This window comes from Pseudomonas sp. CROZ-RG-20F-R04-15, from assembly GCF_022662375.1.
Classification (GTDB): domain Bacteria; phylum Pseudomonadota; class Gammaproteobacteria; order Pseudomonadales; family Pseudomonadaceae; genus Aquipseudomonas.
Window position 1 is genome coordinate 229,431 of sequence record NZ_JAKNQL010000006.1, and the last position, 23,741, is coordinate 253,171.

Sequence of the window (23,741 nt, forward strand, 5' to 3'; positions counted from 1 at the left end):
GTTACCTGAAGCTGTGACAGTCGGCCTGTTTCAAATGATCAAAGATTCTCGTAGCGGTTCATATCGAGCACGCCCTCTTCCACCGGATCGGTTTCGTGGATGTACTGGCTCAAATCGTGGAAATACATCCAGAATTGCGGATGACTGCGGCGGATTCCCCACCGTTCGACGATTTTCTCGAAACGGTTGGCATCCTTGGCATTTTCCATTGCATCGACAAACGCCGGCACCTGATCAGCCGGGACGTTGAAGATGAAGTTCGGATAACTGCTGAGCACGCCCGGATAAATCGTGAGGGTGTCGAGCCCCGGCTGGTAGCGCAGCGACTCACCGAGCAGGAACGCCACGTTGCTGTGCGCGCGGTTGCGCAACAGGCTGTAGATCTCGCGCTTACCGCTGGTGGTTTCAATGCGCAGCATCGTCGCTTCCGGCAACTGGTCGATCACTTTCAAACCGGCCGCCGGGCGCGAAGTCAGGCGACTCAACGCCTGTTCAGCATTTTGCAGCGCCGGGTCGATATTCGGCCGCGAGCAATAAGCGCCGTCGCAACGGTTGATCGGATCGGGCCGCGCATTGAGATCGCCGTAACGCGCGAGCAATTGCATGGCGAAGTCGTATTTCGGGTCTTTTTCGTCGAGTTTCAGCGCAGTCGGCTTATCGTCGTCAATCGCCTCATAATCGAGCCACATCTTGAACTGGCCGCTGCTCTGATACCAATCGTCGAGGTAGTCCTCACGGGAATCGGCCGGCATCAGGCGCAGGAAGTTCTGCTCGGCGCCATTGCGGATCAGGTCGAAATACAGACGGGTTTGCGCCTGATGCGAGACGTTGCCGAACACATCGAAATTGACCGCCAACTGATAATAAGTGCGTTCCAGCAACGGATAGTCGAACAGCCACATGGTCTGCGGGACTTCACCAATCAGGCCCTTGGTCACCGAAGCGCTGTCGAAGTGGCGGAAAATACTCAGCAACGCGTTGTCGTTGCCGGCCCACAGCGTCGACCAGCTCGGCGCCGGTTGATCGGCATAACTGTCGCGGCGCAAGGCCTCGTACTCGTTTCGCTTGTTACGGTAGTTGTGCCACAGGCTGAGGACGCTGCCGACATCGTCGTTTTGCCCCGGCATGGCCAACAACGGCGTAGTTTGGCCACGATATTTCGGGTCGGTGACATAGAGGTCGTGTTCCGGCGCCTGGAACAGTGCCCAGAAGTTGTCGCGGATCACGTCCGTGGCGATTTGCCCCCGACACACCGGGCCGCGAATAAAGGTGCGGACGAAGTATTCGGCGTTATCGAGCATGAATTGATAACGTGCCTGCGCCGGAATCGCCTCAAACGTGGCGAACGGATTGGCGCGGCTTTGCGGGCCATAACCGGGCAACGCGTTGACCTGCCAGTTGCCGCTGTAGAACAGGCTTCTGACCCGCGCCATCTTCGCCGCGCTCAGCGGATAGGTGATGTGGGTTTTATGCACAATCACGCCCTGCACCGGCCACAAGCGGTAAAACACCTGAGTGCCCGGATCATCGTTGGGACGACGGGTGGCGATCAGGTCGATCGGCTGGCCAGTCGGTGTGCGCGAACGCACCCACTGGAAGTAATGCCCCGGCTCGCCGTCCTTGAAATAAAGGTGCGCAAGAAACAGGTGTTCGTACAACCAACGGCCAACCAGACTTTCGCGGGCACCGGGGCTGTTGAGCAGATTTTCCCACTGGACGATTTGCAGGGATTCTTTAGCGCTCGGCGCAAGGCCTTGTTCGTCGATCGGAGCACCGGAGGCGAGCCAACGCTGCAGTGTCTGGTATTGCTGATCGGTCAGGCCGGTCACGGCCAGCGGCATGCCTTCTTTCGGGTGAGCGCCGGCGTAGCCGTCAAACTCGATAGGCATCGCGCACTGATTCGCGCGGTTCAAACCCAGAACGATTTCTTCAGGCAATTTGGCGTTGGGCTGCAACGGGGTTTTATGACCCAGCTCCAGCATCCGTGCCATCAACGCCGCTTGGCTGCCCTGGGCGTCGAGCACCGAGTAGAAGTCTTTCTGCTGCCAGGCACGCTTGCCAAAGGCGTCGTAGAACAGCCGAGTGGTCGGTGCCGCTTGGGTGCGCTCGCCGTCATACACCGGCATTTTGCTCGCGCCACGGGCCGCGCCCTCGCCACTGCCGAGATTGAGCTGGCAGGCGGAGTCGTAACAGGCGTGGCAGGCCACGCACTTCTCGGTGAAGATTGGCTGGATGTCGCGGACGTACGAAATCGACTGAGAAATGGCCGGCACAGTCGCTGGCTCTTGCGCCACGGCGCCCCAGCTGAGAAACAGCAACACAAAACCAATGACGCGGTAAGACATGCTGCTGATCCCGATTGTAAAAAAACGCCGCGATTCTACAGTATGACGCTCGTACCAACATGAGCGATATTCATGCAAAAGCCCCGCATGCTCTAAAAGCGCACAGGTTTGCTATGATCCCGCTCCTTCGTAATGGTCTTTCCGAGTAGTCCAAATGTCCGATCGCAGCGTCCGCCTTCAAGCTCTCAAGCAAGCTCTCAAAGAGCGCATCCTGATACTCGACGGCGGTATGGGCACGATGATCCAGAGCTACAAGCTCGAAGAACAGGACTATCGCGGCAAACGCTTCGCCGACTGGCCGAGTGACGTCAAGGGCAACAACGACCTGTTGGTGCTCACCCGTCCCGATGTGATCGGCGGCATCGAGAAAGCCTACCTGGATGCCGGCGCCGACATCCTCGAAACCAACACCTTCAACGCCACGCGCATTTCCATGGCTGACTACGGCATGGAAGAACTGGCCTACGAGTTAAACGTAGAAGGCGCACGTCTGGCGCGCAAGGTCGCCGACGCCAAGACCGCCGAGACCCCGGACAAGCCACGCTTCGTCGCCGGCGTGCTGGGCCCGACCAGCCGTACCTGCTCGCTGTCGCCGGACGTCAACAACCCGGGCTATCGCAACGTCACCTTTGATGAGCTGGTGGAAAACTACACCGAGGCCACCAAAGGTCTGATCGAGGGCGGCGCCGACCTGATCCTGATCGAAACCATCTTCGACACCCTCAATGCCAAAGCAGCGATCTTCGCTGTGCAGGGCGTGTTCGAAGAACTGCACATCGAACTGCCGATCATGATTTCCGGGACCATCACCGACGCCTCCGGCCGCACCCTGTCGGGCCAGACCACCGAAGCGTTCTGGAACTCGGTGGCACACGCCAAGCCAATCTCGGTCGGCCTCAACTGCGCGCTCGGCGCCAGCGAATTGCGTCCGTACCTGGAAGAGTTGTCGAACAAGGCCAGCACCCACGTTTCCGCGCACCCGAACGCCGGCCTGCCGAACGAATTCGGCGAGTACGACGAACTGCCGTCGGAAACCGCCAAAGTCATCGAAGAATTCGCCCAGAGCGGCTTCCTCAATATCGTCGGCGGTTGCTGCGGCACCACGCCGGGGCACATCGAAGCCATCGCCAAAGCCGTCGCCGGTTACGCGCCGCGTCAGATTCCGGACATTCCGAAAGCCTGCCGACTGTCGGGTCTGGAGCCGTTCACCATCGATCGCAGCTCGTTGTTCGTTAACGTCGGCGAACGTACCAACATTACTGGTTCCGCCAAGTTCGCCCGGCTGATCCGTGAAGACAACTACACCGAAGCGCTGGAAGTCGCCCTACAGCAGGTCGAGGCCGGCGCGCAGGTGATCGACATCAACATGGACGAAGGGATGCTCGATTCGAAGAAGGCCATGGTGACCTTCCTCAATCTGATCGCCGGTGAGCCGGACATCTCGCGCGTACCGATCATGATCGACTCCTCCAAGTGGGAAGTGATCGAAGCCGGCCTCAAGTGCATTCAGGGCAAAGGCATCGTCAACTCGATCAGCATGAAAGAAGGCGTCGAGCAGTTCATCCATCACGCCAAACTGTGCAAGCGTTACGGCGCGGCGGTGGTGGTGATGGCGTTCGACGAAGCCGGCCAGGCCGACACCGAAGCGCGCAAGAAAGAAATCTGCAAACGCTCTTACGACATTCTGGTCAACGAAGTCGGCTTCCCGCCTGAAGACATCATCTTCGACCCGAACATCTTCGCCGTCGCCACCGGCATCGAAGAACACAACAACTACGCTGTGGACTTCATCAACGCCTGTGCCTACATCCGCGACGAACTGCCGTATGCGCTGACCTCGGGCGGCGTGTCCAACGTATCGTTCTCGTTCCGCGGCAACAACCCGGTGCGTGAGGCGATCCACTCAGTGTTCCTGCTCTACGCAATTCGCGCAGGCCTGACCATGGGCATCGTCAACGCCGGTCAGTTGGAGATCTACGACCAGATCCCGCAGGAACTGCGCGACGCCGTTGAAGACGTGGTACTCAACCGCACGCCAAACGGCACCGACGCCCTCCTCGCCATTGCCGACAAGTACAAGGGCGACGGCAGCGTCAAGGAAGCCGAGACCGAAGAGTGGCGCAGCTGGGAGGTCAACAAGCGTCTGGAGCATGCGCTGGTCAAAGGCATCACCACGCACATCGTGGAAGACACCGAAGAGTCGCGTCAGTCGTTCGCCCGCCCGATCGAAGTGATCGAAGGCCCGCTGATGTCCGGCATGAACATCGTCGGTGACCTGTTCGGCGCCGGCAAAATGTTCCTCCCGCAAGTGGTGAAATCCGCCCGTGTGATGAAGCAGGCCGTGGCCCACTTGATCCCGTTCATCGAACTGGAAAAAGGCGACAAGCCGGAAGCCAAGGGCAAGATCCTCATGGCTACGGTGAAAGGCGACGTGCACGACATCGGCAAGAACATCGTTGGCGTGGTGCTCGGTTGCAACGGCTATGACATCGTCGACCTCGGCGTGATGGTTCCGGCGGAGAAGATTCTGCAGGTGGCCAAAGAGCAGAAGTGCGACATCATCGGCCTCTCCGGCCTGATCACGCCGTCGCTGGATGAAATGGTTCACGTCGCTCGCGAGATGCAGCGTCAGGACTTCCACCTGCCGCTGATGATCGGTGGCGCGACCACCTCCAAAGCGCACACGGCGGTGAAGATCGAGCCGAAGTACAGCAACGATGCCGTGGTTTACGTGACCGACGCCTCCCGTGCGGTCGGCGTGGCCACCCAGTTGCTGTCGAAGGAATTGAAGGCCGGTTTCGTCGAGAAGACGCGTCTGGAATACGTCGATGTGCGCGAACGTACTTCGAACCGCAGCGCCCGCACTGAACGTCTGAGCTACGCAGCGGCCATCGCCAAGAAACCACAGTTCGACTGGGCGACTTATGAGCCGGTCAAACCGACGTTTACCGGCAGTAAGGTGCTGGACAATATCGATCTCAAGGTGCTGGCCGAATACATCGACTGGACGCCGTTCTTCATCTCTTGGGATCTGGCCGGCAAATTCCCGCGCATCCTCGAAGACGAAGTGGTCGGTGAAGCCGCCACCGCGTTGTACAAAGACGCGCAAGAGATGCTCGCCAAGCTGATCGACGAGAAGCTGATCAGCGCCCGTGCGGTGTTCGGTTTCTGGCCGGCCAATCAGGTGCATGACGACGACATCGAACTGTACGGCGATGACGGCCAGCCAATGGCCAAACTGCATCACCTGCGCCAGCAGATCATCAAGACCGACGGCAAGCCTAATTTCTCGCTGGCCGACTTCGTAGCGCCAAAAGACAGCGAAGTGACCGACTACGTCGGTGGTTTCATCACCACCGCCGGCATCGGCGCCGAAGAAGTTGCCAAGGCCTATCAGGACGCCGGCGACGACTACAACTCGATCATGGTCAAAGCGTTGGCCGACCGTTTGGCCGAAGCTTGCGCCGAATGGCTGCACCAGCAAGTGCGTAAAGAGCACTGGGGTTATGCCAAGGACGAAACCCTCGACAACGACGCGCTGATCAAAGAGCAATACAGCGGCATCCGCCCTGCCCCGGGTTATCCGGCGTGCCCGGATCACACCGAGAAGGCCGCGCTGTTCGCGTTGCTCGACCCGGAAGCCGAAGAAATGCGTGCCGGCCGTAGCGGCGTGTTCCTCACCGAGCACTACGCGATGTTCCCGGCGGCCGCCGTCAGCGGTTGGTACTTCGCCCACCCGCAGGCGCAGTACTTTGCCGTGGGCAAGATCGACAAGGATCAGGTCGCCAGCTACACCTCGCGCAAGGCCCAGGAACTGAGCGTGACCGAGCGCTGGCTGGCGTCGAATCTGGGTTACGACAACTGAAACCCGCCAGCGACCTGGAAGCATTTGCCCCAGGTCCGCGCGGGCAATCATTGGCGAGTTGAAGGCCCCGGTTGCGGTGACGACGGGGCCGGTTGAGGCGCATCGACGACCACCGTCGAAAGTTTCTGCAGTTCCATGCGCGACAGCTCCTTCAGCTTGTCGGCGCGCGCCAGCGCCAATTCGATTTCCAGCCGATTCATCGCCTCGACGTACAGGGTGCGCGACGCTTCATTGCCATGCTTGTCCGGATGGGCGTCCTCGACCTCTTCCTGGCGTTGTGTGGCGTTGCGTTCCAGTTCGTCGAATACGTCGGGGTATCTGTCTTTGAGGTAACGACTCCAGTAGTCACGCGAGATCAGGTCGTCGAGGAACAGGCTGGATGCCTCATCCGCCAATACCGCAGCCCGGGCGTCGATCAAGCGCTGCCCGCTGATCGGCGTGTCGTACAGCGAGTATTCTGGCTGACCGGGCAACTCCAGCCCGTCAGGCCAGCCGCGAGTCAAGCCGATCCGGTAGCGCAGGCGGATTTGCGCCCGGTCCTGATGGCGCCCGGCGGCTTCTGCCAGTCTGTCGACCCGTTCCAGTCGGAACAGCCGTCGAGTCAGATCGAGCAAGGCCCGTCCGCGAAGGTCCGGGCGGTCGCGCGGAACATCGCGCAGCGCGGTGTATTCAAAAGCGCGAACCTCCAGCTCGCTGAACGTCAGGATTCGGCCATCCGGACACGCACCGTGCATTTCGGCGTTGTGGAACATCAACTCGCGCAGCTCGCGATTTTCACTGGCCGCTTCCATGACACGCCACACCCTTTGGGTCAGCTCGGCGCGCGCCAGGCGGAAGTCCTGGGTATGACGCAACAGATAAATCAACTGAAAAAAACGTTCGTGATTCGGCTCTTCTGCCAACCGCGTCCATAAGTCTGTTCTGGTGGCGGCCAGCGCGGGCGGGGCCTCGGCAAGCCAGGGATTCAATGCTTCAGGCGAGATAACCAGAGCCGGGTTAATGACTGCTTCGACGGGTTCCACCACGGCATGTATGTCAACGCCGACAGCGCCCTGATCAGAACCGTTGCTGTCACTGCCCGCCTCTGAAAAACCGCTTTCATCGACGCCAAAGACTTGCGCGTCAATCATTCCGTCAATGTCCTCACGCGCAATACCCAACACCTCCGGAGCGTGGTTGACGCGGCTCTGGAACCGGAGCTGCTGCAACGCGTGAAGTGACAGTTCAGTGTTCTCCGACAAGTCCGTGCCCGCAATCAGTTGCGCGTGACTACCGTCGAAGATTTCATCGGGAAATGTAGTTGATCTCGTTGCCACTGAGGTTCAACGTCCGCAGGTTTGGCGCCTCCAGCACAGCACCTGGCCAACCCGTCAGTCTATTGAAACGCAGATCAAGCGTTTCGACAGCACCGAACCCGGGCGGGTCGAACGCCGCAAGATCGTTATAACTGAGGTCGAGCCAGCGCAGCCGGGTGCCGTCGAGCAACGGATAGACGCTGGCGGCGCTGGACAAATCGCAATACTGCATTTCCAGGCGTTCCATCTGCGCCATGTGCAGCAGCGACTCTGGAACACCGATCAGCTCATTGCCACTGAGCCTCAATGTCCTGAGATTGGCAAAAGCCTGGAGAAAACCGCTTGCACCGGCGGTGGTCATACCTACACCACTCAGATCCAGCGTGGTGACTCTCGCAAGCGGCACCGTCAGGCTTGGCAAATCACCGGTTTGCAAGCCCTCAAGGTTGAGTGTCAGCCCTTCTGCATGGGGGTTGTCTCCGAGCCCTGCAAGCCAGGATTCGCGGATGCGCAGCGCGGCGCGGGAACGGCTTTGCGCCGACACCCGGCGCGCTCCCGTGGGAACACCCCGGGTGAATAGCCAGCCGTTCAACTGCCGGGTCAGTCCTGCGCAAGCCTGATGCCATTGAGCGATCTGCGCGTCTATTTGGCCATTGCTCAAGCCTGTTTCACGCAGGTTCTGCAATACCTGCACGGCGCGTTCCTGGGTCATGCCCGGATGCAGGCGCTGCAGCTCCAGCAGTTTGCCGGCTTCGCCCGGGACTGCGATACGTTGTTCGGGAAGCGCCAATAGCAGGCTCCTCAACGACCAGCCCGACTGGCCCGGTAACGTGTTGTCAGCCACGGGCTCCTCGGCAAAACGCGCGAGTGTGCCGTCGGGTAACACCAAGTCGCGTTCGATGCGCTGCAACGCGGCGTTCAGGGCCACCTCACCGGCAGGACTGAAAGCATTGCCGCTCAGATTGACTTTCATCAGCGCGTGCGGATCAGCCAAGGCTTGTGGCGAGAGCGCAGCGATCGCGTTGTCACGCAAGTCGAGCCAGTGCAACCGTTGCAGACGCTCGGCACCGCCAGGCCAGGCTTGCAACCGCGTCGCTCTGAGGTTCAGCGCCTGAAGCTGGCTCAAGGCACTGACATCCAGTTGGCCCAGCGGGTTGGCTTGCAGGTTCAGGCTGCCGAGTCGCTGCAGGCCATTGAATTGCGCCTGCACCGCCGGGGTGACCACGATGCTGTTGGCCGACAGGTCGAGTTGCGTCAACGCTGGCAGATCAGCGGCAGCGAACGGCAACTCAGTGAAGTTGTTGCCCGTCATGACCAGCGTTTCGGTCGCACTGAACCCCCGGACAAAGGCGCGCGCCTGCCCGACGGGAACGTCCAGTTGTCCCAGACGCAGCGTGCGGATATGGGCAAAGCTGCCAGCGGGCAAGGGAGGCAATTCGCTGATCTGCTCCATGCCTGCCTGCTCAACCAGCCCCACTCGCGATAAAGGCAATTCAAACGTGGCAATGTCGCCGGGCACGCCATAACGTTGGCGGATGGCGGCATTCCAGCTTTGCTTGAGGGCGCGTAACGTCCCCGCGTTGCGCCCCGTTGCCCATTGCCAGCGAAGCCCGGTAAAGCGCATCGCCTGCGGATGCGACGGCACATGAAACCGGGCAAAGATTGCGTCGTGTTCAGCCCTGAGTCGGGCAATCGCCGTCATTCTCGCCTCGGGCGTTGGCCATGCCGCATCGAAGCTTGCCGGTAAGGGATCGTGCAGATCGGGCAAGGTCGCCATGAAGTCCAGCTCCGCCCGGCAATACTGGCTGACCATCTGATTCAGATCGACCAGATGGCCGAGCTCACCGCTGTAGTTGCGGACATATTCGTAGGCACGCATGAACTGCGCCGGAGCCAGCGCCGCCCAGTCCAGCGACAGTCCGGCCCAGAGTCGCTCCTGTCCGCTATACAGGGATTCGGGCAGCGCGCGTATGCCGGTGTGCGTCAGATCCAGACGTTCCAGTTGCGCAAGCCGCTCGACGTACGCCGGCCATTGCCATAACGCGTAGGGCGCGTCGATGCGCAAGGTGCGCAACTGCTGCAAAGGGGTCAGATCCAGCGCATGCAGGCTTCTGGCGTCGAAACCGGCATAGTCGAGATGCAGTGTTTCCAACGACGTGAGCGAACCAAGTGTTGCCGGAAAATCTGCCGCCAGTGCGGGCGCATGGGTGGAAAAGCGCAGGCTGACAAGCCCGTGCAGCCGGGCGACCGCCGGCGGCACAGAACTGAGCGGCCGGGTTCTGGACGAGAGAAAATCCAGACCACGCTCAAGGTTGCCTATCGCCAGATGGGTCACCTCGGGAAACTGCGCCAGAAAGGCATTCGCATTAGCGTCCGTCAAACCGCTGCCGGCCACCGACAGCTCACGGATATGGGCAAAAGAAGTGTTCAATGCTGGCAACGGCGCATCACACACCAGCGACAAGCGTGCCGCGTCAGGAACCTGCGCGGCGAGTGGTGCATTGCGCCAGGCATCCCGGACGGCCTGGGCAAACTGCAACCGGCCCTGCGCCGCCGCGCTGCCGGACGGACCCGCCTGCCACTGGTCAAGCGCAGCGTTGAGCCCTTCCCACTCACGTCGGCGCGTCTGCAACACCGAGTAGATTTGCTGATCGCTCAGGCCACGTTGCTGCTGGAGAAATGCCTCTGCCTGTTGCGGGCCCGGATAGAGTTCCATCACTCGCACCCAAAGCGAAGGACGCAGGCCGGAGCCCCGCCCACTCGCGTAATAGCCCTTCAGCGTGGCGCCGACCCGGCTCGGCGCTTTGAACCGCTTGGCCTGTGGCGCCAGCCATTGCGCAACGCGCTCGCGATGTTTGAGCGCAGACTCGATAACCTTGCGTTGTAACTCATGACTTCGGCTGCCATCGCTCAATCCCATCGCGACAGCATTGTCATCGGGCAGCACGCGCATGATCGCGCGGTAAAAATTGTCGGCCGGCCTCAGCGTGCTGTTGAGCGGTTGCCCTTGATCGTCGAAGGCCTGATAAAACGGCCCGTCCTTGACCAGATATTTTCGCTGGGGAGCGGTGGTTTCACCGAGGCTGTCGAGCAGCGTGCCAGCCGGACTGCCCTCGCGAATCTCCAGACGTAACGACTGCGGCCAGCCCGGCAACTGTGACATCGCCTGCAATGCGAGGCGGCGGCTATCCGCCGACGCGAGGTTTTCGCTGTGCAAACCGGCAAATGCGCGAGTCTGGCGGCCACGACCGGCATGCCAGCGCGCCTCTTCAAGCATGTTCAGCGGTGCCCGTTTGATCGTGTCCAGACGCACCATCTGCGCCGGCGTCGCGTGATCGAGCACATCCTGCGCGGCAGCCTCGCTCAGACCGGGGGTTTCCCGTCGCAAGATACGCAGGCGAACACTGTCCGATTCACCGCTCCGGTACAGGCTGTCAACAATCGAAGTCTGGCGTGCATAGACATGCTCCGTCAGTTGCCGGCCGAACGCCTCGGGCCTCGCGACGCGAAACTGCGCGGTTGTCCTGCCAAGCAAATAGTTGATCTCGTTCTCTTCCAGTGCCGCAAGAATCCGTTCGGGCATTTGCCCACTCAGCACCTGCGCGCGCGTGAGCTGGATCGCTGGCTTGATGCTGACTCCGGGCACGATTTTTTCGCTGCCATAGCGAATCGATGGGCCTGACAGCTCGGGGTCGGGGAAAACCTCCAATACCCGATCGTACGGCCAGCGCGGCATTTGCGTGACCTCAGGTAACGCCAGCAAATAACGATCATCAATCGGCGCCGCACCGCGCAATTGCTCGATCATTTGCGCGGCCTGTGCATCGGCTTTGAACAAGCGCAGGGCGTCGCGCAACTCGGGCGGCGCGGATGCGTGATCCAGGTGCATCTTGCGCAAGCTGTTTTCGCTGACGCCGCTGACATCGGCCAGCGTCAGCAACGTTTCATCGGTCAACCCATCGGTGACATGCCCCATGCGCCGCAACAGCGTCAGGCGGTTCCAGCTCATCGGTTGTTCCAGCGTATGGCGCCAGGCGCCCTGGCCATTGTGTTGCAGCACCGGCTGGTAGGCGTTTGGCTCTGCGGGGTGCATGATCCGCCACTGCGCCGTGCCCGGATCGACAATCAGCTCGTAGACCTGTTCGCCCTGACGCAGGTAGGTTTTGCCATTGAGTTGATAGCGGCCCAGCTGATCCGGCCCGGTCGCGTCGTTCAGGATGATGTCTTGCTCATAGCCGCTCAGGTCGGGTTTCCACAAGCGTGTTTCGCCGTTGGGCAAGGTCACCGGGTGCAAGTCCTCGATCACCGGTTCCGGCTTGACCGCCGTGAGCTTGCTGAGCCCTGCCCCGGCGGCGCTCATTACGCCGATGAGGGCGAGGTTTTCTGCCACATCGACCAAATGCGCCTTGGCCGCGTGCTTGTCGCCCTCACTCCATTCGAGCGCGCCCTCGAAGGTTTCGTACAGCAGTTGCCCGGCCATGAGCGCCAGCATGACCTCGCCCAGAACCGGCACGAACATAGACACCAGGTTGAGCACCAGCAGTCCCACCTGCAGCAGCGCGGCAAGTTTTGCATCGCGCACCTTGGCGTCGATGTCACTCGACGGCACCGCATGGCTACGGGCATCGGCCAGCACTTTGTCGCGATGCTGCTCATACAGCCAGGCCCACAGATCGCTGTTTTCAGCCCATGGATCGCGCTCATCGCGCGCAATCAGCGCGGCGCCAATATAGGGATCAGGTTCCGGCTCCATTTCCGGGTGTTCAGGGGGCAATTCGCGGATATCGATAAAAGGCGACAGCAAACCGAATGCCCCCGGAATTCTGCGCCAGGACGAGGAAATGAAACTCGGCGGTGAATCGGCCGACTCGCGCACGAACTGGCTGAAATAGTAAGGGCGCTGGTCGTAAGGCAGGAACTGACTGAAGAAGCGCTGGTAAGGCGTTGGCTCAGCACTCTGCGCCGTTTGTGCATCCCGGGCGGACAACCGGCGCTTGAACGTCTCCTCCAATTGCGTTCCGGTGTAGCGCTTCAGCGGATGCTCAGGATCATTGGGCACATAGACAATGACGGCTTCCGGGGCCCGGCGCTTTTCACCGATAGCAAAAGCGACGCAGCCGGTCAGTTTGTGCCGCATCAGGCCCAGATCATGAAACCAGACCTGCCTGCCGCCCACTTCAGGATGGTTTTCACCGTCGATGACCGAGAGGATCATCGCGTGATCTTCAGACCGGATATCCTTGGTCAGCAACGCTTGCTCGGCCGCCGCGCGCATGGCGGCTTTCTGGCTGGCAATGAACTGCGTGCGTAATGTCTTGGCCAGGTCTGGATCCGCAGTGTGGAAAAACGCCTTGAGATACGTCTGGTACTTCGCGCCGACATCCAGATCACGGCACAAACGCAGAAACTGCATGACGCTCAGGTTGACCGTCACGGCGGCGAACGTACCGGGCGTGGCGGTTTCTTCTGCAAATCCCGAACTGTCGTGGAAGGCACCGGGCACGCATTCGCGGACTTCGAAATTGTGCAGTGCAGCCTGAAGCATCGTCAGGCTCAAGACCTCGAAAGAACCGATTTCCACACTGAAAATGCCCAAAGCCCAAGGACGCCTGAGGCTGAGGAACGTCTTGTCGACATCGACAGTGACCTTGTAGCGCTCGTGCAGCGCGCGCGTCAGTAGCGGCCGGGCAAACGCGTCGATGTCCTTGAGCGGGGACATGGTTTTGTCCAGTGCAGACTGGGCCATGACGCTGTCCTTGAAACTGTTGTCCAACGCCTCGCGCTGCTGCAACGACGCTTGTCTGTACCAGGCCGGGATCACCGGCCTGGCCTGTCTGATCTCATCTTTCCTTGGCGCAGCAGCGTCGACCAGCCATTGCGGAACCGCAGCTTCGAGATACTCAGCGTGGAGACTGTCCGTGACCACAGGTCTGGCCGGTTTGTCGATGACTTGCTGGGGGCTGGAATCGGGGGACATACATCGCTCCTGTAAATGGAGCGTCAGCAGACCATCGCGGGCGTTCGCCTCTGCGGTACATAGTTATCGCGCCATGACGCAGTTGTAACGATGTATCCGGGCGGTCGGCGCATGCAGGTATTTTGACTATGCTTGTGAGGCACGATTTTCGAAGAGGGATTTATGGACGATCCAGTCGACAACAAGCCACCGACCTTCTGGCAGATGCTGCACAGCGTGATGGCTGCGGCGTTCGGTGTGCAGAGCGGCAAGAACCGGGCAAGGGACTTCACCCACGGCAAGCCCAGCCATTTCGTCATCCTGGGCATTCTGTTCACGGCGGTATTTGCGTTGACGCTGTTTGCCATCGTCAAACTGGTGCTGCATTTCGCCGGGGTCTGACGCGGTCAGCGCATCAGCGTCTGCAAGCTGAACGGGTAGCGGTAGGAGTCCGGCTGGCCCTTGGCCGAAAGCTTGCGGAAATTCACGCCGTAGTTCGGCGACTTGCCCATGGCCAGCATTTGTCGGGCGTGCCGTTTGTCGATCAATTGCAGCAAGGGAATCTGCCGGTCGCGGCCGCCGTAGCGATCCAGTTCGACGCCTTGCGCAACGTCATGCAACTCGACCAGCGCCCAGCCGCCCAGGGTGAAGTGTCCACCGACCAGTGCGCTCAGGCGCCCGTCAACCAACGCCTGCAAGGCAGCCGGCGAGGTATTGACCGCGCTGAACAACGCATCTTTGCCGGGGACTTTGCCCATCTCGGTATACGCACGCATCGCTCCGAAAGCCATTTCATCGTTGGCTGACCATACCAGTGAAACCTTCGGGTAACGGGCGAACAGCTGTTTCGCCTGCTCATAGGCGCGCTCTTGCGTCCAGCCGCTGTAAACCAGTTGCCGCAAGCGCAGCCGTGGATGTTCCGCCAGCGCCCGTTGCATGCCGCGTTCGCGCAGTTGCGCCGAAGGGGTGACCTTCAGCCCGGAAAACGCCAGCACTTCAATCGGCTCAGTGCCTGGCGCTGCCGGATGCAGGCGGATCAGCTCTTTCATCATCAAATAGCCGCCCTCCTCGTCGTTCGGCACCAGACTGCCGATGCGATCGTCACGCTCGCCGACCAGCGCCTGTTGGTCAGGTGTCAGCACGGCGTTGACCATGAAGAGCTTCACGCCGCTGTTCTCGGCCAGACGCAGGATCTGCGGGGCGACGTATTGTTCGTTGACGAATATCAGGTACTCGGGGCGATTCGGCCCCTGCAACGCCAGGCGTGCCTGCGCCAGAGTCAGTTCGGGCTGGCGCTGGGAATAGAGGATCTGCAGGTCGATACCCAGATCCTGGGCGGCCGCCTGCATGAATTGCGAATAACTGACCCAGAAGGCTTCCTGCGTCGAGCCCGGATTCAAAAACAGCACAGACTCCGCCCGTGCGCCGCTCTGGAACAGCGCGCCGAACAACAGAAGACTGAGGTGAAAAAACTTGAACATGAAGCATCCAGGCCCAGGGAAAAATGGCCGCGCATTATAGCCATCGATCCACCGGCTATGATGCCTGATCCCGTTTTTTGTCCGACAATTCGTCGGGCGCGGGCCCGGATGGGTCGTTTACTGATGGCTGACCCAGAATACCGCTGTCCCTACTACCAGAATGATCAGGAACAAAATGGCCCACGCATCGACGCTACTGTCGCTTTTTCTTGCCTTGGTCGGATTGCTCATTGCATCGCCTCTTGTCGGTTTTATCGGTGATTGCAGAAAGACTCGACCACAGTTAAGACGATGATTGTCCGCACGACAAATGTGGGTTAGTTGACAGCGATTCTCGTTAGGCGATTTGGTTCTTTCCATATACTCAAACATCACTTTTGCGCATAACTGCAAACAGGTATATTGCCCCGGCTCCCTTAGGGAGCGCGCGGCCGTGCGCGCAGAATTGCAGAGGCACCATCGGACTTCAGCAAGCGAAAACGCAGCGTTTTCCGAGTAGCCCAAAGCCTGAGAACAGGACTTATATGTACGTATACGACGAGTACGATCAGCGGATCATCGAGGACCGCGTCAAGCAGTTCCGTGATCAGACCCGACGCTATCTGGCAGGTGAGCTGAGCGAAGAAGAATTCCGCCCCCTGCGCCTGCAAAATGGCCTGTACATCCAGCGCTTCGCGCCGATGTTGCGGGTGGCGGTGCCTTACGGCCAGCTGACTTCGCGTCAGACGCGCATGATGGCCAAGATTGCCCGCGACTACGACAAGGGCTACGCCCACATCAGTACGCGGCAGAACGTGCAGTTCAACTGGCCGGCGGTGGAAGACATCCCGGACATCCTCGCTGAGCTGGCCACCGTGCAGATGCACGCGATCCAGACCAGCGGCAACTGCCTGCGCAACGTCACCACCGACCAGTTTGCCGGTGTTGCCGCCGACGAAGTGATCGATCCGCGCCCATGGTGCGAGATCGTCCGTCAGTGGACTACGTTCCACCCGGAATTCGCCTACCTGCCGCGTAAATTCAAAATTGCCGTCAACGGTTCGACCGCTGACCGCGCCGCCATTGAAGTCCACGACATCGGCCTGGAGCCGGTGCACAACGCCGCTGGCGAACTGGGCTTCCGCGTACTGGTCGGCGGTGGCCTCGGCCGTACGCCGGTGGTGGGCGCATTCATCAACGAGTTCCTGCCGTGGCAGGACCTGTTGAGCTACCTCGACGCGATCCTGCGGGTGTACAACCGCTACGGTCGTCGCGACAACAAATACAAGGCGCGGATCAAGATCCTCGTCAAAGCCCTCACGCCAGAAGTGTTCGCACAGAAAGTCGATGCGGAAATGGAACACCTGCGCGGTGGCCAGACCACACTGACCGACGCCGAATTGCAGCGTGTGGCCAGACACTTCGTCGATCCGGACTACAAGGCGCTGGAAAACCAGACCGCGCAACTGGCCGATCTCGACAAAGAGCATCCAGGTTTCGCCCGCTGGCGCAGCCGCAACACCCTGGCGCACAAGAAACCGGGTTATGTCGCCGTGACCCTGTCGCTGAAACCGACCGGTGTGGCGCCGGGCGACATCACCGACAAGCAGCTCGATGCCGTCGCCGATCTGGCCGACCGCTACAGCTTTGGTCAACTGCGCACCTCGCACGAACAGAACATCATTCTGGCCGACGTCGAGCAAAGCCAACTGTTCACCCTGTGGGGCGAACTGCGTGAAGGCGGTTTCGCCACGCCGAACATCGGCCTGCTGACCGACATCATCTGCTGCCCGGGCGGCGATTTCTGCTCGCTGGCCAACGCCAAGTCGATCCCGATTGCCGAATCGATCCAGCGCCGTTTCGACGACCTGGATTACCTGTTCGACATCGGCGAGCTGGACCTGAACATTTCCGGTTGCATGAACGCCTGCGGTCACCACCACGTCGGCCACATCGGCATCCTCGGCGTCGACAAGAAAGGCGAAGAGTTCTATCAGGTCTCCCTCGGCGGCAGCGCCAGCCGTGATGCGAGCCTGGGCAAGATCCTCGGCCCGTCCTTCGCTCAGGAAGCCATGCCTGACGTGATCTCGAAGCTGATCGACGTGTACGTTGAACAACGTACCGAAGACGAGCGCTTCATCGACACCTACCAGCGTATTGGCATCGACCTCTTCAAGGAACGCGTCTATGCAGCGAATCATTAAGAACAACGAGGTCGTCGACGAAACCTGGCACTTGCTGCCCAAGGATTTCAACATCGACGAGATCAGCAACTGCGACGACTTGATCGTGCCACTGCAACTGTGGCGCGAACACAGCCGCATGCTCAAGGCCCGCGATGGCGGTCTGGGTGTGTGGCTGGACGCCGACGAAGAAGCCGAGGAAATCGGTGAAGACGTCGCCGAGTTTCAGGTGATTGCCCTGAATTTCCCCGCGTTCACCGACGGCCGCAACTACTCCAACGCCCGTCTGCTGCGTGACCGTTACGGTTTCAAAGGCGAACTGCGGGCGATTGGCGACGTGCTGCGCGATCAGCTGTTCTACATGCACCGCTGTGGCTTTGATGCCTTTGCCGTGCGCCCGGATAAAGACCCGTACGAAGCCCTTGAAGGTCTCAAGGACTTCTCGGTGACCTATCAGGCCGCCACTGACGAACCGCTGCCGCTGTTCCGTCGCCGCTAAGTCTTTTAGCTTTAGCGCGGACAAAAAAACGCCGGTCATGTGACCGGCGTTTTTTTATGCCTGCTCGATTTACCAAAAGCGCTGCTGGGTCAGACGACTCCACCAGCTCAGCAGTACGCGGTCAACCGAACCGCTGGCGGCCATGCCAATGCGCTCTTGCAGGCTTTTGCGTTCTGCATAGTGCAGGTGATAGACCTCGGCCTTTTTCGCCCGGTCTGCCAGATATTCATCGCTGGTCTTCAGTTCATCGACCAATTGCTTATCCAGCGCCGCGACGCCGAGCCAGACTTCACCGGTGGCGACATCGTCAATCGCCAGTTGCGGGCGATAGCGGGCGACGAAGTTCTTGAACAGTTGATGAGTGATGTCCAGGTCTTCCTGGAACTTCTCCCGGCCCTTCTCGGTGTTTTCGCCAAACACCGTCAGAGTGCGTTTGTATTCGCCAGCCGTCAGCACTTCGAAGTCGATGTCATGCTTCTTCAGCAAGCGATTGACGTTAGGCAACTGCGCCACAACGCCGATCGAACCGAGGATCGCGAACGGCGCGCTGATGATCTTCTCGCCGATGCACGCCATCATGTAGCCGCCACTGGCCGCGACCTTGTCGATGCACACGGTCAACGGCACGCCGGCCTCGCGAATACGCGCCAGCTGCGACGACGCCAGGCCGTAGCTGTGGACCATGCCGCCGCCACTTTCCAGCCGCAGGACCACTTCGTCCTTGGCTGTAGCGAGGGTCAGCAGCGCGGTGATTTCATGGCGCAGGCTTTCGGTGGCCGAGGCCTTGATGTCGCCGTCGAAATCCAGCACGAACACGCGAGGTTTGGCCTCGGGCTTGTTCTTCTGCTTCTTCTCGCTTTTCTCGGACTTGGCTTCGCCCTTGCGCAAAGCCTTGAGCTGATCCTTGTCGAGCAAGGTCTGCTCCAGGCGCTCACGCAGGCCCTTGTAGAAATCATTGAGCTTGCTGACCTGCAACTGACCGGCCGACTTGCGCCGGCCCTTGCTGCGCAATGCGGCAAAACTGGCGAGCACCACCAGAATGGCGATCACCAGGGTAACGGTCTTGGCCAGGAAGCTGGCGTATTCGGTGAAAAACTCCACAGAGACTCCTTAGAACAGTGCGTGGATGTGAAACACACGCGGGATGGCTCCAGCATACCCATGCGCCGGCTCATCGGCCAGCCGTGAAACCTCTGGCAACACCCCTGTAACGGGCATTTCAAACAAGCGTATGTTTTTTCATTGACAGCTCCCCGCCATCCTCATAACCTCGCCAAACCTTCAACGTACCGGGATGACGCGGACGTGGGCAGTATCTACTTGATTCGACATGGCCAGGCCTCCTTTGGTGCAGACGACTATGACGTCCTGTCGCCGACCGGTGTGCGTCAGGCAGAAATCCTCGGTCAGCACCTCGCTGAACTGGGGATCAGCTTCGATCGCTGCCTCGCCGGAGACCTGCGTCGTCAGCAACACACGGCCACCAGCGCGCTGGAGCAGTTCACCGCCAAAGGCCTGCCGGTGCCGATCCTGGAAACCGATTCTGCCTTCAACGAATTCGATGCCGACGCGGTTATCCGCGCCCTGCTCCCGGACATGCTGGCGGACGAGCCGGAGGCGCTCGACATCCTGCGCAACGCCGCGCAGAACCGTGGCGAGTTCCAACGTATTTTTGCCCTGATCATCGAACGCTGGCTGGCCGGCACTTACGACACGCCGGGGCTGGAAAGCTGGCTGGGTTTCGTCGAACGCGTCCAGGCCGGGCTGCACCGAATTCTTGATCTGGCCGATAAAAACCAGAAAATCGCCGTGTTCACCTCCGGCGGCACCATCACCGCCCTGCTCCACCTCATTACGCAAATGCCTGCCAGACAGGCCTTTGAATTGAACTGGCAAATCGTCAACACCTCGCTAAACCAGCTGAAGTTCCGCGGTCGCGAGGTGGCTCTGGCTTCCTTCAACAGTCACGCACACCTGCAACTGCTGAAGGCTCCGGAACTCATCACTTTTCGCTGAGTCCGGATAACTGTGAACCTTGCTGTAATCAACCTCATAAGGATCGAACCATGACCTCCGTAGCTGATGCCGTAAAAGCAATGCAAGCCAAGTTCAACCCAGCCGCTGCTGCCGGTCTGGATCTGGTTTTCGGTTTCAACATCACCGACGAAGACAAGCAGTACTCGCTGATCGTCAAAGACGGCACTTGCGACATCCAGGAAGGTGAAAACCCGGACGCCAACTGCACGCTGGTGCTGGACAGCGAAACCCTGAAAGGTATCGTCAGCGGCGAAACCGACGGCATGCAGGCTTTCATGGGCGGCAAGCTGCGCGTTGAAGGCGACATGATGCTGTCGATGAAACTGTCCGAGCTGTTCCCTTCGTAAGACAGCAGACCCGCTATCGCGGGACCTGTCGGAATACACCACGAATCCCGCCTCATGGCGGGATTCGTGTGTTTGGATGAGTGAGCAAACGCTTATGAATCAGGCGGGATCGTGCGTAATGGTTGAGCTGTAAACTTTAACTGCGAAACTTATATAGTTTGATAGTCTGTCAAAATAACTCGACACTCAGCCAAATGGATCGGACATGGACCACCCTGCAATAACCGCCACCAATCGCTCTACCTATGATTACCTCGACTATTACCTGAGCTTGAGCCAACCTCCAAAATATGCCGTTCTGATCAACGGTAGTTGGGGAACAGGAAAAACGCACTTAATACAAAATTTCATTGCAAAAAACTTCCGCTCTGAACCAACAGGTTTTCGGGGCTGGCTGTCCGCATACAAAAAAATGCTTATGCAATCATGGATCTGGCGTCTATTTTCAAAAGAAGCTAACAAGCAGCCTGAGCACTGTTATATTTATGTCAGCCTATACGGCACCGATTCCATTGAAGACATAAATGATAGAATTATATGCGCGGCTTTTCCGGGACTCAATGTCAAAACTGCCAAGATAATTGGCGGAATAACTCGCTCAGCCTTGAAAATCTTCCGTTTTGAAACCTCGCTATCACTCAAGAATTTCATCTCCAAATTCCATAAACAACTATATATCTTTGATGACTTTGAACGCAGCAACCTACCCAGCAAGATGCTCTTGGGATATATTAACGAATTCATTGAGCACGGCGACAGAAAAGTCATCATTATTGCCAACGAAGACGAAATCAACGAAAAAGACAAAGACGAATATTTAAAAAGCCGCGAAAAGGTCATCGGAAAGTCGCTTACCATTCAGACGACAACACATGAAGCACTTGAACACTTTATCAATACCATAAAACACAAAGCCGCCCGACAACTCATCACAGATATGCAAGAAGATATCATCCGCATCTTCCATCACTCCGAGTGTCATAACCTGCGTATTTTACGACAGACATTGTGGGATTTTGAACGAATTTTTGCTGCACTCCCATCTCAACAGCAGCAGAACTCCAAAGCTATGGCTTCTCTTGTAAACATCATTGTCATTTTTTCCATTGAAATCGCACAAAAAAAGATTGGTGCAGTTGATATCCTGAGCCGCCCAGTACAAGCACCGAGTTTCCTGAAGAAAATCCAGCAAAGTAAGCCTGAAGAACAGGCTTTTATTGAAATGGAGAATCGGCACCTCACGGTGGATCTACGGGATCAAATTCTTTCTAACACATTGCTTTCCGAACTGCTTATCCAGGGCACCTTGGATACTGATGCCATCCACTCCTCTCTGGCTAATAGTGTTTACTTCATACGAGAAGAAGACATGCCTGCCCTGGATGCACTCAGACGTCCTTATGAACTAACAGAAGAACGTTTCAAAAAAAATCTAGCGCAGTTCGAAGCGCAATATAAAGAGCGGATATTTATCTCACCTCAAGATATCTTTGAAACATTCGCACTGCGACTCTGGCTTTCATCCCAAAAATCATTAACTGTTGCCCACAGTAGAATTCTATCTCAAGGCAAACAATATTTGCAGGATCTTTATGATACAAAGAGGCTACCCATACTTACGCCAAAAGATCTGGAGAGTGTGATGTATGGAATTTTCACAGGACACTACCGCTTAGCGTTTCAGGGCGAAAAATCTGCGGAAGCCGAAGCTTTCTTCTGCGAGTTCAAACGGCTCAGTGATTTGACACAAAACGACCTGGATGTAGAAAGCGCCACTCAACTTCTGGAGGATATGAAATGCAGTGTCGAACGTTTGGTCTACAGGCTTTCCTACTCCAGCCACCGCGAAGCTGATCACATCCACCCCGCAATCCTGTTACAAGTCCAGTGCAAAGAGTTCGTCTCTACACTTCTTGATCTTCACCCCAAACAGCAACAGATCATTCTGGGAGCGTTTAGAGCACGCTACAGCTTCACACCAATAAACGCGAAGGAAACAGGCGAGCGTGAGTGGTTGTTCAGCGTTCGTGAAATGATTCTGACGCGTGCCCAAGAGTTATCTCTATTCCAACAACAACGCCTCTCTTCGAATGTTGAAAACTTTCTCGACCCTTACATTGAAGACATCCGCTCCCTCAAAGTCTCTGGATAGTCTTTAAAATGTGCTGGTTCGTTTTTGACGACCCGGCACTGCAGCCAGCAGCAACTCCCGGGTATACGGATGCTGCGCCGCATGAAACAGCGCATTCGTCTCTCCCCGCTCCACCACCTCGCCATCCTTCATCACAATCAAGTCATGCGCCAACGCGCGCACCACCGCCAGATCGTGGCTGATAAACAGGTAAGTCAGGCCGTGTTCTGCCTGCAACCGGCGCAACAACGCGACGATCTGCTTTTGCACCGTGCGATCCAGCGCCGAGGTCGGTTCATCGAGCAATATCAGATCCGGTTTGAGCACCAGCGCCCGGGCAATGGCGATGCGTTGTCGCTGGCCACCGGAAAACTCGTGGGGATAGCGATGGCGAGTAGCCGGGTCGAGACCGACATCGCGCAACACATCAATCACCGCCCTCTCGCGCTCACCGGCATTCAAATCGCTGTGCACCTGTAGACCTTCGGCGATGATCTGCTCCACGCACAGGCGCGGACTGAGGCTGCCGAACGGATCCTGAAACACCACTTGCAGACGTTTGCGCAGCGGCCGAAGCTGTTTACCGCTCAAGTGTTCCAGCGCCTCGCCTTGAAAGCGAATACTGCCTTGGGCATCGAGCAAACGCAGAATCGCCTGGCCCAGCGTCGACTTGCCGGAACCGGATTCGCCGACGATCCCCAAGGTTTTACCGCGCTGGAGATTCAGATCAATGCCGTTGGCCGCGTGCAAGTACGACTTGGCGCGCAGCCAGCCACCGCCCAAACGGAAGCGCACATTGAGGTCACGCACCACCAGCAAATCTTCCGCAGGCTCCCGGCACAACGCTTCGCCACCCGGTTCAGCATTGAGCAACTCGACGCTATAAGGATGCTGAGGCGCGCTGAACAGCTGTTCACACGACGCCTGTTCGACAATCACCCCGCCGCGCATCACCGCCACCCGCTGAGCGATATTGCGCACCAGATTCAGGTCATGACTGATGATCAGCAACGCCATGCCCAGCCGCTCCTGCAGTTCTTTGAGCAGCAACAGAATCTTGCGTTGCACGGTCACGTCCAGCGCGGTGGTCGGCTCGTCGGCGATCAGCAATTGCGGCTCGCAGGCCAGCGCCATGGCAATCATCACCCGTTGCCGCTGGCCGCCCGATAGCTGATGCGGATAGGCCTTGAGCCGTTCGCGCGGGCGTTGAATGCCGACCAGTTCGAGCAACTGCAGAATCCGTTGGCGCGCCGCCGCCCCGGCCAGACCTTTGTGCAGCGCAAGGCTTTCACCCAGTTGTCGCTCAATCGTGTGTAAAGGGTTCAGCGAGCTCATCGGTTCCTGAAAAATCATCGCGATGCGGTGACCGCGCAGTTGCCGCAGATAGCGTTCATGCACACCGAGCAGCTCCTCGCCGGCATAACGGATGCTGCCGTCGATCCGCGTGATGGCCGGGTCAAGCAATTGCAGAATACTGTGCGCCGTCACCGATTTACCCGAGCCGGATTCGCCGACCAGCGCCAGGCACTCGCCGGGGCGGATATCGAGGTCGATGCCATGCACCACAGGCTGGCCATTGAAGGCGACGCGCAGGTCGCGTATTTCGATCAGATGTTCAGGCAT

13 protein-coding genes are annotated in these 23,741 nt (G+C 58.7%); 7 read left to right on the forward strand and 6 right to left on the reverse strand.

Annotated elements, in window-relative coordinates:
• Positions 1-38 precede the first annotated feature (38 nt).
• Positions 39-2,345: a fatty acid cis/trans isomerase gene (locus tag L8H52_RS12065; protein ID WP_242207218.1), complete on the reverse strand. Its 2,307-nt coding sequence runs from the start codon at positions 2,343-2,345 to the stop codon at positions 39-41.
• 154 nt (positions 2,346-2,499) lie between these two features.
• Here L8H52_RS12065 and metH point away from each other — a divergent pair, with 154 nt between their 5' ends.
• Positions 2,500-6,210 (forward strand): methionine synthase, encoded by a 3,711-nt coding sequence (metH, locus tag L8H52_RS12070; protein WP_242207219.1) that lies wholly within the window; start codon positions 2,500-2,502, stop codon positions 6,208-6,210.
• Positions 6,211-6,257: 47 nt separating this feature from the next.
• Here the strand turns inward: metH and L8H52_RS12075 are convergent, their stop codons facing one another.
• Both L8H52_RS12075 and L8H52_RS12080 read right to left on the reverse strand, forming a co-directional pair.
• Positions 6,258-7,340, reverse strand: coding sequence for an NEL domain-containing protein (locus L8H52_RS12075; protein WP_242207220.1), 1,083 nt, complete (start codon positions 7,338-7,340; stop codon positions 6,258-6,260).
• Positions 7,341-7,494: 154 nt separating this feature from the next.
• Entirely contained in the window at positions 7,495-13,482 is a 5,988-nt protein-coding gene (locus L8H52_RS12080) for a leucine-rich repeat domain-containing protein (RefSeq protein WP_242207221.1), read from the reverse strand.
• Between the two features lie 162 nt (positions 13,483-13,644).
• Here L8H52_RS12080 and L8H52_RS12085 point away from each other — a divergent pair, with 162 nt between their 5' ends.
• Complete coding sequence (locus L8H52_RS12085) at positions 13,645-13,863, forward strand: DUF2970 domain-containing protein (protein WP_077573152.1); 219 nt, start codon at positions 13,645-13,647, stop codon at positions 13,861-13,863.
• Positions 13,864-13,868: 5 nt separating this feature from the next.
• On the opposite strand, the gene L8H52_RS12090 is transcribed toward L8H52_RS12085, so the two are convergent.
• Positions 13,869-14,942, reverse strand: a complete 1,074-nt coding sequence (locus L8H52_RS12090) for an ABC transporter substrate-binding protein (protein WP_242207222.1) — start codon at positions 14,940-14,942, stop codon at positions 13,869-13,871.
• 524 nt (positions 14,943-15,466) lie between these two features.
• Between L8H52_RS12090 and L8H52_RS12095 the strand changes: the two genes are divergently transcribed.
• Positions 15,467-17,125: a nitrite/sulfite reductase gene (locus L8H52_RS12095; RefSeq protein ID WP_242207223.1), complete on the forward strand. Its 1,659-nt coding sequence runs from the start codon at positions 15,467-15,469 to the stop codon at positions 17,123-17,125.
• Positions 17,109-17,603, forward strand: a complete 495-nt coding sequence (locus L8H52_RS12100) for a DUF934 domain-containing protein (protein WP_008080464.1) — start codon at positions 17,109-17,111, stop codon at positions 17,601-17,603. Before L8H52_RS12095 ends, L8H52_RS12100 begins: the two co-directional genes overlap by 17 nt.
• A 69-nt stretch (positions 17,604-17,672) precedes the next feature.
• On the opposite strand, the gene sohB is transcribed toward L8H52_RS12100, so the two are convergent.
• Positions 17,673-18,704, reverse strand: coding sequence for a protease SohB (gene sohB / locus L8H52_RS12105; RefSeq protein ID WP_160058281.1), 1,032 nt, complete (start codon positions 18,702-18,704; stop codon positions 17,673-17,675).
• A 204-nt stretch (positions 18,705-18,908) separates the two neighbouring features.
• On the opposite strand from sohB, the gene L8H52_RS12110 reads away from it, so the two are divergent.
• The 3 genes from L8H52_RS12110 (at position 18,909) to L8H52_RS12120 (ending at position 22,139) form a co-directional block, all read left to right on the forward strand.
• A complete protein-coding gene (locus L8H52_RS12110) occupies positions 18,909-19,619 on the forward strand; it encodes a histidine phosphatase family protein (protein ID WP_242207224.1) in 711 nt (236 codons plus the stop codon).
• A 50-nt stretch (positions 19,620-19,669) separates the two neighbouring features.
• On the forward strand, positions 19,670-19,987 hold the full coding sequence (locus L8H52_RS12115) for an SCP2 sterol-binding domain-containing protein (RefSeq protein WP_007912567.1): 318 nt from the start codon (positions 19,670-19,672) through the stop codon (positions 19,985-19,987).
• Positions 19,988-20,192: 205 nt separating this feature from the next.
• Positions 20,193-22,139, forward strand: a complete 1,947-nt coding sequence (locus L8H52_RS12120; protein WP_242207225.1) for a P-loop NTPase fold protein — start codon at positions 20,193-20,195, stop codon at positions 22,137-22,139.
• 3 nt (positions 22,140-22,142) lie between these two features.
• Here L8H52_RS12120 and L8H52_RS12125 read toward each other — a convergent pair whose 3' ends face one another.
• The gene (locus L8H52_RS12125; protein WP_242207226.1) at positions 22,143-23,741 is read right to left on the reverse strand and encodes an ABC transporter ATP-binding protein; all 1,599 of its coding nucleotides are present in this window, start codon (positions 23,739-23,741) and stop codon (positions 22,143-22,145) included.

Bases quoted from the DNA above. Each gene is read 5' to 3' on its own strand.
- L8H52_RS12100 (WP_008080464.1), top strand. From the start codon at position 17,109: ATGCAGCGAATCATTAAGAACAACGAGGTCGTCGACGAAACCTGGCAC.
- L8H52_RS12125 (WP_242207226.1), bottom strand. From the start codon at position 23,741: ATGCCTGAACATCTGATCGAAATACGCGACCTGCGCGTCGCCTTCAAT.
- L8H52_RS12080 (WP_242207221.1), bottom strand. From the start codon at position 13,482: ATGTCCCCCGATTCCAGCCCCCAGCAAGTCATCGACAAACCGGCCAGA.
- L8H52_RS12115 (WP_007912567.1), top strand. From the start codon at position 19,670: ATGACCTCCGTAGCTGATGCCGTAAAAGCAATGCAAGCCAAGTTCAAC.
- L8H52_RS12065 (WP_242207218.1), bottom strand. From the start codon at position 2,345: ATGTCTTACCGCGTCATTGGTTTTGTGTTGCTGTTTCTCAGCTGGGGC.
- metH (WP_242207219.1), top strand. From the start codon at position 2,500: ATGTCCGATCGCAGCGTCCGCCTTCAAGCTCTCAAGCAAGCTCTCAAA.
- L8H52_RS12085 (WP_077573152.1), top strand. From the start codon at position 13,645: ATGGACGATCCAGTCGACAACAAGCCACCGACCTTCTGGCAGATGCTG.
- L8H52_RS12075 (WP_242207220.1), bottom strand. From the start codon at position 7,340: ATGATTGACGCGCAAGTCTTTGGCGTCGATGAAAGCGGTTTTTCAGAG.
- L8H52_RS12090 (WP_242207222.1), bottom strand. From the start codon at position 14,942: ATGTTCAAGTTTTTTCACCTCAGTCTTCTGTTGTTCGGCGCGCTGTTC.
- L8H52_RS12095 (WP_242207223.1), top strand. From the start codon at position 15,467: ATGTACGTATACGACGAGTACGATCAGCGGATCATCGAGGACCGCGTC.
- L8H52_RS12120 (WP_242207225.1), top strand. From the start codon at position 20,193: ATGGACCACCCTGCAATAACCGCCACCAATCGCTCTACCTATGATTAC.